The sequence below is a fragment of the Burkholderia sp. AU4i genome (assembly GCF_000466765.1).
Lineage (GTDB): Bacteria > Pseudomonadota > Gammaproteobacteria > Burkholderiales > Burkholderiaceae > Burkholderia > Burkholderia cepacia.
Genome location: NZ_ASSI01000031.1, coordinates 1 through 14364 on the forward strand (window position 1 = coordinate 1; position 14364 = coordinate 14364).

Below are 14364 nucleotides of genomic sequence, written 5' to 3' on the forward strand. Positions count from 1 at the left end.
CGCCACGGACAGCGGTGCCGCCGGCCGGGCCGCGTAGGCATCGGGCGCCGCGCCGGCGGGCTCGCGATGAAACGCGAATGCCAGCGGCACGCGCGCCGAGCGCATCCCGTGCCGCATCGCGACCCCCGTCTCGGCCGGCCCGACGAACAGCACGCCGTCGTCGGCAAGACGCTCGCCAAGCGAGCGGATCACGCGATCCTGCGCGTCGCGATCGAAGTAGATCAGCACGTTGCGGCAGAACACGAAATCGTAGCGAAGGCCCGTGTCCGCCACCGGGTCGACGAGGTTCGCCTGGCTGAACTGCACACAGGCGCGTACGCGCTCGTCGAGCAGCCAGCCCTCGCGGGTCGGCGTGAAGTGCCGCGCGCGAAACTCCGTCGCGGTGCCGCGGAACGCGTTGCGCCCGTAACAGCCGAGCCGCGCCTGCTCGATCGCGCGCGGGCTGAGGTCGATCGCGTCGATCGTGAAACTGGCCGGGTCGAGCCCCGCGTCGAGCAGCGCCATCGCCGCCGAAAACGGTTCCTCGCCCGTCGAGCACGGCGCGCTCAGCACGCGGATCACGCGGCCGGGCAGCGCCGCGAGCCGGTCGGCCGCGAGCCGCGCGAGCGTCGCGAAGGCTTCGCGGTCGCGGAAGAACCAGGTCTCGGGCACGACGAACAGCTCGATCAGCGCACGCCGTTCGTCGGCCGATGCGTTGAGCTGCTGCCAGTAGGCGTCGAGCGCGTCCTGCGTCACAGGCGGCCGCGCCGCCGACGACAGGCGCTCGCCGTCCGCCTGCAGCGCGTGCACGCGCTCCGTCAGCGCGCGGGTCAGGAAATCGTTGCCGAGCGAATCGGGGTCGATGCCGGTCTCGCGCAGCAGCCAGCCGCGAAATCGCGATTCGGACTCTTTCATGCGGATTCTCCCCCGTGGCCCGGCAGGCCGTCGTCGAACAGATACAGGCGTGCAACGTCGTCGATCAGGTCGGCAACCGATACCTGCTGCACGACGCCGTCGGGCGTATTCGCGACGGGCCCGAGCCAACGCGTGCGCGCGGTCGAGATGCCGCTCGCGCGAAACGCCGCGCGGTCGATCCGCATCGTCTGCGTCGCACGCTCGACGATCAGCCCGATCGTGCGCTCGCCGCCCGCCTCGAGCGCCCGGTAGCGGACCATCACGAGCCGCGTCGAGCGCAGCGCATGCGCGCGGCGCCCGAGCGCCAGCATCGGCACGTCGATCACCGGCACCGGCTGGCCGCCGCGCATCAGCAGCCCGGCAATCCATTCGGGTGCGCCGGGCACGGCCTTCGTGACCGCGAGCGGCAGCACCTCGTCGATGCCGGCCGCGTCGAGCGCATAGCGTTCGCCGTCGAGCTCGAACATCAGGAACAGCGCATGCGCGCCGTTCTGCGTGTCGGCGCGCGTCACGCGTCGACCTTGAAGCGCGACACGCTGGTGCGCAACTGGTTCGCGACGAGCGTCAGGTCGTCGATCGCCTGCGACGACTGGCGCAGCGACTCGGCCGTCTGCTGCGCGGCCTCCGACAGCTGCGACAGCGCCTGCGTGATCTGCTCCGCGCCGTTCGCCTGCGTCTGCATCCCTTCGTTGACCATCTGGAAGCGCGGCGAGAGCGTCTGCACCTCGGCGATGATCTGCGACAGCTGCCCGCCGACCTGCTGCACGTCGAGCATCCCCCGGCGCACTTCCTCGGAGAACTTGTCCATCCCCATCACGCCCGCCGATACCGCCGACTGGATTTCCTTCACCGTTTGCTCGATATCGTAGGTCGCGACCGCCGTCTGGTCGGCGAGGCGGCGGATCTCGGTCGCGACGACCGCGAAGCCGCGGCCGTACTCGCCGGCCTTCTCGGCCTCGATCGCGGCGTTCAGCGACAGCAGGTTGGTCTGGTCGGCCACCTTGGTGATGGTCGCGACCACCTGGTTGATGTTCAGCGCCTTCTCGTTGAGGATCGCGAGCTTCGCGTTCACCGAGCCGGCCGCGTCCATCACGCTGCGCATCGTCTCGCCCATCCGCGTGAGCCCGCTCTGGCTCACGCCCGCGAGTGTGGCCGACTGCTCCGCCACGCCGGCCACTTCGTTCATCGTGCGCACCAGGTCGCGCGACGTCGCGAAGATTTCGCGCGAGGTCGCGCCGATCTCGGTCGTCGTCGCTGCGGTTTCGTTCGCGGTCGCCTGCTGCTCGCGCGACGTCGCCGCGATCTCGGCGACCGACGTCGTCACCTGCAGCGACGACTGCTGCGCACGCGCGACGAGCTCGGTCAGTTCGTCGGCCATCCGGTTGAAGCCCGTCTCGAGCGTGCCGAATTCGTCGCGGCGGCGCAGGTCGAGGCGGCGCGTCAGGTTGCCGGTACGCATCACGTCGTGCACCTCGACGAGCCGCGCCATCGGGACGGTGACCGAACGGTACAGCATGTAGCCGAACCCGAGCGCGGACAGCAGCATGATCGCCAGTGCGGTCGCGAGCACGACCTCGGTGTCCTGCACGGATTCACGGATCAGCTTCGCCGACTGATCGGCGAACTTGCGGTTTTCCTGCACGAGAATATTCGCGTTGCGCACGACCTCGGCCCATGCGGGCTGCACCTTCGAATACCCGGCGACCGCGTCGTCGTGCGATTGACGGTGCCGCTGCACCGCTTCGTTCAGCAGCGGCAGGTAGTGGTCGTAGGTGCCCCGGAAGGTCGCGAAGCGCTGCCGGTCGTCGTCGCGGAATATCGAGTTCTGGTACTCGACCGACAACGAATCGATGTCCTTCGCCACTTCGGCGATCTTCGCGAGATCGCGCTGGACGCTTTCGGGATCGGTCTCGACGAACGTCGCCTGCTGCAGCAGCATGAATGATTCATTCACTGCGCCGCGCAGCGACGACGCGAGGTAGACGCCGGGCAGCGAATCGCGCTCGATGCTGACGGCTTCGCTGTTGATTGCACGCAAGCGCTCGTAGGACACGCCGGCTGTCACCAGCATCAGCACGAACAGCACGCCGAAGCTGAGCAGGATGCGATTGCCGAGCGTCAGCCGGGCAGCGCCGATCGTCGGATGCAGGCTTTCATTGGTCGCGCGGGGCGTCACGGTGGCCATGTTCGTTATGGGCTTTCTATATCAGCGTTGAAAAAATCCGCGCCCGCCTGCGCGCCGGACGGCGCGCCACGAGCGCATCAGGGCTTGCGGGCAGCGCGGCGCCGGCAGGCCGCGCCGTGACATCACCGCTCCGCTTGCGCCGGCAGCCGAAGCGCGACCATGAAGCCGCGCGCCGTATTGCGCATCAGGATCTGGCCGCGATGCCGCGCCGCCGTCGCGCGGACGAACGCGAGCCCGAGGCCGAAGCCGCCGCGCGCCGCGCCATGCGCGGACTCGAGCTGCACGAACGACTCGGTCGCGGCCGTGCGCTGCTCCGGCGCGATTCCCGCGCCGGTATCCTCGACGCCGATCAGCCATGCATCGTCCTCGCCGCTCAGCGTGCAGTGCACGTCCGTGCCGGCCGGGCCGTACTTCAGCCCGTTGTCGATCAGGTTCGCGACCGCGCGCGTCAGCATCATGCGGTCGCCCATCGTCACGCACTCGGTATCGGGCACGTGCGCGGTGACCCGGCTGCCGAGCCCGGCCGCCTTCTCCCACAGCTGGTCGACGGCGTCGAGCACGATCTCGTTGAGGCTCACGACCTCATGCGCGCGGCGCTCGGACCGCGCGCGGGTCAGGTGAATGAAGCCGTCGGCAAGCGCGAGCGCGCGCCGCGCATGGCCGGCAATGCGTTCCATGATCGCCGGCATCTCGCCGTGCTCGGCGCGGTAGACGTCGAGCAGCGCGAGGATCGACGTCTGCGGCGAACGCATGTCGTGCGACAGGAAATCGAGCGCCTCGTCGCGCTGCCGGGACATCAGGTACGAATTCGAGTGATAGCGGATCCGTGCGGCCAGTTCCATCGCGTCGGGGAGCTTCACCAGATAGTCGTTCGCGCCGGCGATGAACGCCTCGCGCTTGACGATCGGCTCCTCCTTCGCGGACAGCACGATGATCGGCACGCGAGCCGTGCCGGCGTCCGCGCGCCACGCACGGACGAGATCGAGGCCGTCGATCTCCGGCATCACGAGATCCTGCAGGATGACCGTCGGCTTCACGTCGCGCGCGACCGCCATCGCCCGGTGCGCGTCGGTGCACACGTGCAGGTCGATGTCGTGTTCGCTGCGCAGCGCGCGGCGGATCACCTCGCCGACGAACGGTTGATCGTCGACGAGAAGGACCGATAACCCCGATTCAAGACAATCCGAGGCATTATCAACGCTCGATTCTTTCATAAATACAGTTTCAAACGCCGATTCTCCAATCGATTCTTTCATAGGAGTTGTTTATCAGACTTGGACGCTATCTTAATTAGGCGGTTGAAAAAACCGCCCGATTCCGCCGATTTGGCCTGTCGGCATTGGCCTTGCAGGGATCCGGACGCCGATTTCTCCCCGTTGGCGGCCGCATTACCTCCGCATCCTTTCTCTCAATAAACATAACCGGCTGATTCTAAATGAAATTAGAACACAGCATCTATCTCCTTCCGGTTTAGTTTTGCCAAATATGCAGAAAGAGACGGAATCAGTAAAATCAGATCATTTCCGGATTCGAAAGACGATAACGTTTGCGAGACCGGCGCCATAAGGTTTGCATGCGCTGCAAGGCCGGTTGTCCGCCGCATTTGGGGCCGGGTTGAAATGCGCCCAATCGGCGGGCGTGACGAAGAAAAAAAGCGCGCCGGGCAACGATCTGCCCATGCGCGCTTCCGGTTGCCGGCAACGGCCGCCGGATGACGGGATGATGGCGCCGTGCAGCCCTATCCGCGCGCGTGTTGCGCGGACACTTCCTGCAGGTCGAGGTCGCGTTCGAGCGCGTGCAGCATTTCGTCGTGGATGCGGCCCGAACGGTGCAGGCGCAACAATTCGGCGCGCCCGGCCCTGATCGCGGCCAGCACGACGTCGTAGTGCGCGGTGCGCACTTCCGCCGGGTACGCCGGCTCGTCCTTCGCCCGCTCGGTCAACTCCGCGCGATACGTGTACTGCTCGAGCAGGCGCGGATGGATCACGACCCCGTTCTCGTCGCGCACGAGCGGCTGGATCGCCGCGAGTTGCGCGGCCTCGACGTACGCCCACGTCTGCGGCTCGGTCAGGTGGTGCGCCGCGCGTTCTTCGCGCTGCGGCAGGCGCAGCAGCCGGATCAGCGGCCCGATCGTCGTGCCCTGCAGCAGCACGGTGACGAGGATCACCGCGAACGACGCGACCAGGATCACGTCGCGACCGGGCATCGCCTCGGGCAACGACAGCGCGATCGCCAGCGTGACGACGCCGCGCATCCCGGCCCAGCTCATGATCGTCGCGGCCTTCCAGTCCGGCGCCTCGCCGCGCCGCGCGATCCCGCGCACCGGCCACTTCAGCGCCTCGACCGCATAGATCCACACGAAGCGCGACACGATCACCGCCGCCAGCACCGCGAACATCGGCGGCACCATCGTGGCGAGCACCTGCTCGAAGCCGCCGAGCCGGTGGATCGCACCGCGCAGCGACAGCCCGATCAACACGAACACCATCGCTTCGAGCAGGAACACGATGACCTGCCAGAACGCGGTGCCGCGCGTGCGCACGGCCGCCGAGAACACCTCGTGCTGATGCCAGCCGACGATCATGCCGGCCGTGACGGTGGCGATCACGCCGGATACCTCGACCATTTCGCCCGCGATATAGGCGATCCAGCCGGTGATCACCGCGACGGTGATCACGAGATAGTCGTCGTCGAGCTGCTTCAGGAACCACACGACGAGCTTGCCGACCACGAAGCCGATCGCCACGCCGCCGAGCCCGAGCTCCGCGAAGCGCACGACCGCGTGCTCGAGGCTGAACGCGCCGGTGAGCGCGGCCGCAACCGCGAAGCGGAACAGCACGAGGCCGGCCGCATCGTTCAGCAGGCTCTCGCCTTCGAGCAGCACCATCAGCCGGCGCGGCAGCGCGACGCGTTCGAGCACGGCCTTCGCCGCAACGGCGTCGGGCGGCGACACGATCGCGCCGAGCGCGAAGCACGCGGCCCACGGCAGCGACGGCGCCACCCAGTGCACGGCGAAGCCGACCGCGAACGTCGTGAACACGACCGCGCCGATCGCCAGCAGCAGGATGCCGCCGACGTTGCGCTTGAACTCCTCCCACACCGAGAAGTACGCGCCGTCCATCAGCAGCGGCGGCAGGAACACCAGCAGCACCAGCTCGGGATCGAGATCGATCGGCGGCAGGCCGGGGATGAACGCGATGCCGATGCCGCCGATCAGCAGCGCGGCCGCAGGCGGCAACCTCAGCCGCTTGGCGAGGCATTCGAGCGCGACGATCGCGAGAAATGACAACAAAACCAGCTTGAATGCCGAGACGGGAGACATGAATCGACCTCGTGAAGAATGAATTCGCGCTTTCCGGCGTCGTACCCCGGTCGGCAGTTTCGCGCGATTACATCACGAGGCGAGTCCCGTAGTCGAGCGTGTTCCGGCAGCCCGCCACGCGACGCGGGCACGATACGGACACGATCCGGGCGCGATGCGAGCCCGGCGGGGCCCGGCGCCGGCACGCTGCGCGCGACGCCATGAAAAACGGCACGCGGGCCGGCCTTGCGCCCGCCCGCGTGCCGTCGCGGCACCGCGCATCCCGCCCCGCGTTACCGGCGCCGCACGACCATCAGCCGCGGCTCGGTCATGTCCTCGATCGCGTAGCGGATCCCTTCGCGGCCGAGGCCCGAGTCCTTCACGCCGCCGTACGGCATGTTGTCGACGCGGAACGACGGCACGTCGTTGATCACGACGCCACCGACTTCCAGCTCGTCCCACGCGCGCTGCGCATGCGTGAGCGAATCGGTGAACACGCCGGCCTGCAACCCGAAGTCGCTGTCGTTCACGCGGGCGAGCGCATCGTCGAACCGGTCGAACTTCTCGAGGATCGCGACGGGGCCGAACGCCTCCTTCCGGTACAGGTCCTGCTCATGCCCGACGTTTTCCAGCAGCGTCGCTTCGAACATCGCGCCGTCGACCTTGCCGCCCGCGACGATCTTCGCGCCCGCCGCGACGGCCGCGTCCATCCATCCCGACAGCCGGCGCGATTCGGATTCGGAAATCATCGGCCCGACGAACGTCGACGGATCCTTCGGATCGCCCATCTTCAGCGAACGCGTCTTTGCGATCAGCTTCTCGCGCAGCGCGTCGTACAGATCGGCATGGACGAGGATCCGCTGCACGCCGATGCAGCTCTGGCCCGACTGGTAGTACGCGCCGAACGCGAGGCGCTCGACCACGTAGTCGAGCCGGTCGCGTTGATCCGCGTCGACGATCGCGGCCGCGTTGCCGCCGAGCTCCAGCACGACTTTCTTCTTGCCGGCCTTTTCCTTCAGCGCCCAGCCGACGGCCGGCGACCCCGTGAACGACAACAGCTTGAAACGCTCGTCGGTCGTAAACAGGTCGGCGCCGTCGCGATGCGCGGGCAGCACCGAGAATGCGCCCTTCGGCAAGTCGGTTTCGGCGAGTACCTCGCCGATGATCAGCGCGCCGATCGGCGTGCGGCTCGCAGGCTTCAGCACGAACGGACAGCCGGCCGCGAGCGCGGGCGCGACCTTGTGCGCGGCGAGGTTCAGCGGGAAGTTGAACGGCGAGATGAACGAGCACGGACCGACCGGCACGCGCTTCGTGTAGCCCGTATAGCCCTGCGCGCGCGCGGAGATCTCGAGGTTGATGATCTCGCCGTCGATGCGCACCGACTCCTCGGACGCCACGCGGAACGTGTCGATCAGCCGCGTCACTTCGCCCTTCGAATCGTTGATCGGCTTGCCGGCCTCGATGCACAGCGCCTCGGCCAGCTCGTCGAAGCGCTCGCGAAAACGCGCGACGCAATGATCGAGCACGGCCTGCCGCTTGTAGGCCGGCAACTCGCGCATCGGCTTCGCGGCATCGACGGCCGCGGCGATCGCCGCGTCGATGGCCTTCGCGTCGGCCAGCGCGACGCGCGTGGCGACCTTGCCGCTGAACTTGTCGGTCACCTCCAGATCGGTGTTCGCGTAGACGGCTTCGTTGGCGAGGTAGTACGGATAGGTTTCCTTCAACATGGAACGACTCCTTCCTGTGAACGGGAATTCAAAGTTGCGCCGACAGGCGCTTGATCTCGCGGTTCAGCACGCGCTCGTTGTCCGAATAGTCGATCGGCACGTCGATCACATGCACGCCCGGCGTCGAGAAACACTCGCGCAGCAGCGGCTCGAGATCGTCGGCCGATTCGACGCGGTGCCCGTGCGCGCCGTAGCTTCGCGCATACGACACGAAATCGGGGTTCTGCAGCGTCATCGCGAAATCGGGGAAATTCATGTTCTCCTGCTTCCAGCGGATCATCCCGAAGGCGTCGTCGCGCAGGATCATCACGACGATGTCGAGCTTCAGGCGCACCGCCGTTTCGAGCTCCTGAGAATTCATCATGAAGCCGCCGTCGCCGCACACGGCGATCACCTTGCGCTGCGGGTGCACGATCTTCGTCGCGATCGCCGACGGCAGGCCGGCGCCCATCGACGCGAGCGCGTTGTCGAGCAGCAGGGAATTCGGCTCGTGCGCGCGCCAGTAGCGCGCGAACCAGATCTTGTACATCCCGTTGTCGAGACAGACGATGCCGTCGACCGGCAGCGCGTTGTAAAGATCGTTGACGATCCGCACCGGATACATCGGGAAGCGCGGATCGTGCTGGCCCTTCTCCAGATGGGCGTCGAAATGCGCCTTGATCATCGTGAAGCGCGAGAAATCCCAGTGCGGCTGCGGTGCGAGCGCCTCCTTCATCTGCCACACCGCGTTCGCGATGTCGCCGACCACCTCGATCTGCGGGAAGTAGACGGGATCGACCTGCGCGCCGAGGAAGTTCACGTGGATCACGGTCTTGTCGTCGGTACGCATGAAGAACGGCGGCTTCTCGATCACGTCGTGGCCGACGTTGATGATGCAGTCCGCATGCTCGATCGCGCGGTGGACGAAATCGCCGTCGGACAGCGTCGCGTTGCCGAGCCAAAGCGGGTGCGTCTCGTCGATCACGCCCTTGCCCATCTGCGTCGTGAAGAACGGGATGCCCGTCTTGTCGACGAATTCGAGCAGCATCTTGCAGGTGGTCTTGCGATTGCCGCCCGCACCGATCATCAGCAGCGGATGGCGCGCGGCCTGGATCGCGTCGACCGCATGCGCGATCGCCTTTTCCTCCGCCACCGGCCGCCGGCTGTAGCTGCGCGGGATCGGCTTGCCGTCGCCCTCCTCGTGCGCGATGTCTTCCGGCAGCTCGAGGTGCGCGGCGCCCGGACGCTCCTCCTCCGCGCGGCGGAACGCCTCGCGCACGGCCGACGGGATGTTGCCGATCGACACGATCTGCCGCGTGAACTTCGTGAGCGGCTGCATCATGTCGACCACGTCAACGATCTGGAAGTGGCCCTGCTTGCTGGACTTGATCGGCTTCTGCCCGGTGATCATCAGCATCGGCATCCCGCCGAGCTGCGCATACGCGGCGGCCGTCACGAAGTTCGTCGCGCCGGGCCCGAGCGTGGCGATACACACGCCGGTACGGCCCGTCAGGCGGCCATAGGTGGCGGCCATGAACCCTGCCGCCTGCTCGTGCCGGGTCAGCACGAGCTTGATCTTCGATCGCCGCAGCGATTCGAGCAGATCGAGGTTTTCTTCGCCGGGAATGCCGAACACGTACTCGACGCCTTCGGCTTCCAGCGCCTTCACGAACAGATCCGATGCTTTCATGGGGGACTCTCGGTTGATGCCGCCTGCCCGGCCTACGGACACGCAGCGTTCAGAACGCGCGCCGGCCTACGGCACGCGGACGCTTTACCTACTGGACACAAACCACGGCACTGCCCGCCGCGCAACGAGCGATGCGCGGCGGCGCCTCCGGATAGCGGAGGACAAACGGATCCGCCCGCGCGCGGCAAGCGCGCACGGGCGGCAAAGACGTGATTGATTGTAGACGGATTCGCAGAACTCCGACGTCGGCCGAATGGCCATTTGGCACGCAAACGAAGCGGGCAGCCCTAATGTAGCGGCTACCGAATAGCCCGATCCAACCCGACCCATCTGTGAACCATGGTTGACATACCGCAATCAATGCCCTACAGTGCACCTACGTTCAGCATCCGGACCACCGACGTCTTCGACGCATGGTTTGCCGGCCTGCGGGATCGCGTCGCGAAGCGCCGCATCCAGGCACGCATCGACCGCCTGTCGATGGGCAATCCGGGTGACTGGAAATCCGCGGGCTCGCCGGTCGTCGAAATGCGGATCGACCACGGCCCCGGTTATCGCGTCTACTACGTCCGGCGCGGAACGATCTGGGTCATCCTGCTCTGCGGCGGCGATAAATCGACGCAACAGGCCGACATACGCGCCGCGCACGCGATGCTCGCGCACCTCGACATGGAGTAATCGATGGACAAGATCAGCACCCGGCCGTGGGATTCGGCCGACCATCTGAAGACCGAAGACGACATGGCCGACTACTTCGAAGCGTGCCTGCAGGAAGCCGGCGATGATCCGGCCTTCATCGCGCACGCGCTCGGCGTGATCGCACGCGCACGCGGCATGTCGCAGGTCGCGCGCGACGCGGGCCTGTCGCGCGAAGGGTTGTACAAGGCACTGTCGCACGACGGCAACCCGAGCTTCGGCACCATCCTGAAGGTCATCAAGGCGCTCGGCCTGCAACTGCACGGCGCGAAAGCGCACGCATGACGCGCGGGCGCGGCCCGTCGCTCCCTGCGCGCCCTCCCGCGATATCCGTGGCCGCGTCAGTGCGGCCAGCCGGCCGCCCAGCGCGGCACCAGCGACACCAGATACAACCCGAGCCCGATCAGCCCGCCGACCAGCGTGCCGTTGATGCGGATGTATTGCAGGTCCTTGCCGATGTTCAGCTCGATCTGCCGCGACATCTCGCGCGCATCCCAGTTGCGCACCGTGTCGCGGATATGGCGCATCAGGAAATCCGCGAAATCCGGCGCCATCTCGTGCACCGCCTTCTCGACATGCTCGTTCAGCGACGCGCGCAATGCCGGACTCTCCGCCAGCCGCGCACCGAGCCAGCCGCCGAGCGTCGCGGCCTGCCGGTGCAGCGCCGAATCGGGGCGCGCGAGATCGGCCTTCAGCCACGCGCGCAACTGATCCCACAAGTCGCGGACATACTCGTTGAACGCGGCGCCGTCGCGAACGTAACGCCTGATCTCCTCGCCCTTCGCGATGAACGCGGGATCGTGCTTCAACCGCTCGGTCAGCCGCACGACCGTCCGGTCGAAGCGCTGCCGCAGCTCGTGCTCGGGGTCCGCCGCCACGCCCTCCAGCACGCGGCTCACCGCGCTCGCGAGCATCCGCGCGCCGTTCTCGCCGAACCACTGCGTCGGCATGATCTTCTCGACCTTCGGGTACTGCGTCTTCAGCCATTCGACGATGAAGCCCGCGATCACCTCGCGGTTTTCTTCCTTGTCGAGCACGTCGACCACCTGTTCGATCGCGTCGTCGAGCAGCACCTGGTGGCGGCCGTCCTTCGTCAGCGTGTCGAGGATCGCGCCGGCCGATTGCGACAGGTCGACCCGGTCGATCACCGCGCGAAACGCATCGTGGACGAACGACTGGATCCGCGCGTCGTCGGTCATGTCGAGCGCGAAACTCATCAGCTTCGTCACGTAGCCGCCGAGCGCGTCAGTGTTTGCCGGTTCGCCGAGCCAAGCGCCGAGTTTCTGCGCGGGATCGTGCTGGCGGATCTGCGCGGCGAGCGCGTCGGGGCCGAGGAACTTCTCGCGCACGAACACCGCGAGGTTGTCGGCGATCTTGTCCTTGTTCTTCGGAATGATCTCGGTATGACGCGACACGAACGGGATCGGCACACGGCGGAACAAGGCGACGACCGCGAACCAGTCGGCGAGCGCGCCGACCATCGCGGCTTCGGCCACGGCCTTGAAGCCGTCGACCCACGGGCCACGCGGCAGCAGGATCGTCGTGACGAACACCGCGACGGCGGCCAGCAGCAGCCACAGCGCGCGGCGCTTGCTGCGTTTCAGTTCGAGAGCTTTGTCTGGCGTCATGGCGGCAGGCGAATCGGCGATGCCGCTAATATCCCCGATTTCGCACCGGCCGACAAACGCGCGGCATGAAACGCGACGGCCCCGCGCGACCGCCACCGGGCAAAACGTCACCCGCCGCGTCGTGCAATCGTCCGGCAAGCGCGCGGCCGGCGACGTCGTCGCCGACGCGATCCGTCCACCGCGCCCGCCATACTCGCCGCGCCTGCCGCCGTTACAGGAACGTCTTCAAATTCACCGTCGGATCGGCGAGCTTCACCGGATCGGGCACTGCCCCGGCCGCGATCAGCCGGCGCGATGCGCCGATGTCGCGCCCCTGGTTCGCCGCGGCCACCGCGACGATCCTGCCGTCGTCCCCCAGCCCGAACACCGTGAACGGCCCGTTCGCCGGATCGCCGCGCACGACGATCGTGCGTTCGCTGCCGAACAACCCGAGCATCTGCAGGTTGCAGTCGTACTGATCGGACCACAACCACGGCAGCTCGGCATAGGTTTCGTCGGCACCGAGCAGGTTCGCCGCCGCGACGGCCGGCTGGTTCTCGGCCACCTGCCACGATTCGATCCGCACGTGACGCCCGAGCAACGGATTGAAGTGCATCGTCACCTCGCCCGCCGCGAAGATCGCGGAATCGACCGTACGGCAGCCCGCGTCGACGCGTATCCCGTTGTCGACATCGAGCTCCGCTGCCTGCGCGAGCTCGACATTCGGCACCACCCCGATGCCGACCACGACGAGATCGGCCGGCACGTCGCCACGATCGGTCTCGACGATCGCGCCGCCGCCCGGCGCGCGACGGATCGCGCGCGGCAGCGTCGCCATCCGGAAGACCACGCCGCGTGCGTCGTGCAGCCGATGCGCATACGCGCCGACGACTTCCGGCAACGCGCGTTGCAGCAGGCGCGGCGCCGGATCGATCACCGTCACGTCGCAACCGAGCTGGCGCGCCGCCGCCGCGACCTCGAGGCCGATGAAACCGCCCCCGAGCACCGCCACGCGGCGCCCCGGCGCGAGCTGCGCGCGCAACGCACGCGCATCGTCGACCGTGCGGACGTAATGCGGCGCGACGCCTTCGTCGATCTCCCCGCCAAACGTGCGCACCCGCGAGCCCGTCGCCAGCACGAGCCGCGCATAAGGCAGCGTCGTGCCGTCGTCGAGCCGCACGCGCAATGCGTCGCGCTCGATCGCGTCGACGCGCGTGCCGAGCCGCAGCTCGATGCGCTGCGCGTCGTACCACGCGGCATCGCGCACGAACGCACGCTGCTCACCGCCCTCGCTCAGCAGCGCATCCTTCGACAGCGCGGGCCGGTCGTACGGCAGCTCGCGTTCCGCGCCGATCATCACGATGCGCGCCGCGGCGTCGCGTTCGCGCAGCGCTTCGGCCGTGCGCCGCGCCGCATGGCCGGCGCCGACGATCACGAACGGATCAGCCGACATTGACTTCCACCTGCCCGTCGACGATCCGGATCGGATAGGTACGCACCGGCTCCGTGATCGGCGCGCATTTCGGCGCGCCCGTGCGAATGTCGATCAGCCCCTGGTGCAGCGGGCATTCGACGCAGCCGTCCTCCACATAACCCTCGGACAGCCGCGCATGGCCGTGCGTGCAGAGATCGTGCATCGCGAACAGTTCGTCGCCGATCCGGAACACGGCGATCGGCTTCTGGCCGGCGACGCGCGCCGCCGGTTCGTCTTCGGAGAATTCGTCGAAAGCGCCGAGCGGATGCCACTCGGCGAGCGTTGCTTCAGTCATGACTGTTCCTTGCTTCCGTATCAGATCGGGGTCGCGAGCAGCGTCTGCACGCGCGACGTGTCGTAGATCACCCGCTTGGTCTTGTAGCGCAGCCCGTCCGGCGTGCGCACGACCGTGTCGTAGTACTTGCCGGCCTGGTACACGTTCGACTCGCCGTTGCTGCGCGTCTGCACGACGACGTAGTTGCTCTCGGTGTCGATCTCGCCGTCACGTTCCGCGACGATCGTCAGGCCCGACGTCATGTGCCGGTACGTATGCTCTTCGTAGATGTTCGCGTGCCGCAGCGACACCACGCGGTCGCGCAGCATCCGCTGGTTCGTGCAGTGGACGATCCCGACCGGCAGCCCGAGGTCGGCGTTCTCCTTCGGCACGATTTCATACGTGCAGTCCTCGGTGAACATCGTCGGCCACTCCTCGAGCCGGTTGTTGTCGAGGTGCCCGATATAGCGGTTCTGCAGCATGTAAATCTCGAACCACGTCTTCATGTCTTCCGTCAGGTTTTCCATCGTTCCGCGC

Annotated in this window: 13 protein-coding genes; 2 read left to right on the forward strand and 11 right to left on the reverse strand. The window is 67.2% G+C overall.

Going from position 1 to position 14364, the window contains the following annotated elements; genetic code table 11:
• The 7 genes from L810_RS05010 to L810_RS05040 all read right to left on the reverse strand — a co-directional run.
• The coding region (locus tag L810_RS05010) for a CheR family methyltransferase (protein WP_042973280.1) at positions 1-894 on the reverse strand (894 nt) is incomplete at its 3' end.
• A complete protein-coding gene (locus L810_RS05015) occupies positions 891-1406 on the reverse strand; it encodes a chemotaxis protein CheW (RefSeq protein ID WP_021157281.1) in 516 nt (171 codons plus the stop codon). The genes L810_RS05010 and L810_RS05015, both read right to left, overlap by 4 nt.
• Positions 1403-3079: a methyl-accepting chemotaxis protein gene (locus L810_RS05020; protein WP_042973283.1), complete on the reverse strand. Its 1677-nt coding sequence runs from the start codon at positions 3077-3079 to the stop codon at positions 1403-1405. The genes L810_RS05015 and L810_RS05020 overlap by 4 nt, the downstream gene beginning before the upstream one ends.
• A gap of 122 nt (positions 3080-3201) precedes the next feature.
• The gene (locus L810_RS05025) at positions 3202-4335 is read right to left on the reverse strand and encodes a hybrid sensor histidine kinase/response regulator (protein ID WP_021157283.1); all 1134 of its coding nucleotides are present in this window, start codon (positions 4333-4335) and stop codon (positions 3202-3204) included.
• Positions 4336-4817: 482 nt separating this feature from the next.
• On the reverse strand, positions 4818-6401 hold the full coding sequence (locus tag L810_RS05030) for a Na+/H+ antiporter (RefSeq protein ID WP_021157285.1): 1584 nt from the start codon (positions 6399-6401) through the stop codon (positions 4818-4820).
• Positions 6402-6673: 272 nt separating this feature from the next.
• Positions 6674-8107, reverse strand: a complete 1434-nt coding sequence (locus L810_RS05035; protein WP_021157287.1) for an aldehyde dehydrogenase family protein — start codon at positions 8105-8107, stop codon at positions 6674-6676.
• A gap of 28 nt (positions 8108-8135) precedes the next feature.
• On the reverse strand, positions 8136-9776 hold the full coding sequence (locus L810_RS05040) for an acetolactate synthase large subunit (protein ID WP_021157288.1): 1641 nt from the start codon (positions 9774-9776) through the stop codon (positions 8136-8138).
• A 360-nt stretch (positions 9777-10136) separates the two neighbouring features.
• Between L810_RS05040 and L810_RS05045 the strand changes: the two genes are divergently transcribed.
• Entirely contained in the window at positions 10137-10454 is a 318-nt protein-coding gene (locus L810_RS05045; protein WP_021157289.1) for a type II toxin-antitoxin system RelE/ParE family toxin, read from the forward strand.
• Between the two features lie 3 nt (positions 10455-10457).
• Positions 10458-10757, forward strand: coding sequence for an addiction module antidote protein (locus L810_RS05050; RefSeq protein WP_021157290.1), 300 nt, complete (start codon positions 10458-10460; stop codon positions 10755-10757).
• Positions 10758-10813: 56 nt separating this feature from the next.
• Here L810_RS05050 and L810_RS05055 read toward each other — a convergent pair whose 3' ends face one another.
• From L810_RS05055 to andAd, 4 genes are all read right to left on the reverse strand, one after another.
• Positions 10814-12100: a DUF445 domain-containing protein gene (locus L810_RS05055; protein ID WP_021157291.1), complete on the reverse strand. Its 1287-nt coding sequence runs from the start codon at positions 12098-12100 to the stop codon at positions 10814-10816.
• Positions 12101-12311: 211 nt separating this feature from the next.
• On the reverse strand, positions 12312-13532 hold the full coding sequence (gene andAa, locus L810_RS05060; RefSeq protein WP_021157292.1) for an anthranilate 1,2-dioxygenase system ferredoxin--NAD(+) reductase: 1221 nt from the start codon (positions 13530-13532) through the stop codon (positions 12312-12314).
• Positions 13522-13848, reverse strand: a complete 327-nt coding sequence (gene andAb, locus L810_RS05065; RefSeq protein ID WP_006479527.1) for an anthranilate 1,2-dioxygenase ferredoxin subunit AndAb — start codon at positions 13846-13848, stop codon at positions 13522-13524. The genes andAa and andAb overlap by 11 nt, the downstream gene beginning before the upstream one ends.
• A gap of 20 nt (positions 13849-13868) precedes the next feature.
• The gene (gene andAd, locus L810_RS05070; protein WP_034196026.1) at positions 13869-14354 is read right to left on the reverse strand and encodes an anthranilate 1,2-dioxygenase small subunit AndAd; all 486 of its coding nucleotides are present in this window, start codon (positions 14352-14354) and stop codon (positions 13869-13871) included.
• Between the last annotated feature and the right edge of the window lie 10 nt (positions 14355-14364).

What these genes read in the sequence shown, in the direction of transcription:
- andAd (WP_034196026.1), bottom strand. Translation starts at nt 14,354, where the DNA reads ATGGAAAACCTGACGGAAGACATGAAGACGTGGTTCGAGATTTACATG.
- andAb (WP_006479527.1), bottom strand. Translation starts at nt 13,848, where the DNA reads ATGACTGAAGCAACGCTCGCCGAGTGGCATCCGCTCGGCGCTTTCGAC.
- L810_RS05055 (WP_021157291.1), bottom strand. Translation starts at nt 12,100, where the DNA reads ATGACGCCAGACAAAGCTCTCGAACTGAAACGCAGCAAGCGCCGCGCG.
- L810_RS05045 (WP_021157289.1), top strand. Translation starts at nt 10,137, where the DNA reads ATGCCCTACAGTGCACCTACGTTCAGCATCCGGACCACCGACGTCTTC.
- L810_RS05035 (WP_021157287.1), bottom strand. Translation starts at nt 8,107, where the DNA reads ATGTTGAAGGAAACCTATCCGTACTACCTCGCCAACGAAGCCGTCTAC.
- L810_RS05050 (WP_021157290.1), top strand. Translation starts at nt 10,458, where the DNA reads ATGGACAAGATCAGCACCCGGCCGTGGGATTCGGCCGACCATCTGAAG.
- L810_RS05040 (WP_021157288.1), bottom strand. Translation starts at nt 9,776, where the DNA reads ATGAAAGCATCGGATCTGTTCGTGAAGGCGCTGGAAGCCGAAGGCGTC.
- L810_RS05025 (WP_021157283.1), bottom strand. Translation starts at nt 4,335, where the DNA reads ATGAAAGAATCGATTGGAGAATCGGCGTTTGAAACTGTATTTATGAAA.
- L810_RS05030 (WP_021157285.1), bottom strand. Translation starts at nt 6,401, where the DNA reads ATGTCTCCCGTCTCGGCATTCAAGCTGGTTTTGTTGTCATTTCTCGCG.
- andAa (WP_021157292.1), bottom strand. Translation starts at nt 13,532, where the DNA reads ATGTCGGCTGATCCGTTCGTGATCGTCGGCGCCGGCCATGCGGCGCGG.
- L810_RS05020 (WP_042973283.1), bottom strand. Translation starts at nt 3,079, where the DNA reads ATGGCCACCGTGACGCCCCGCGCGACCAATGAAAGCCTGCATCCGACG.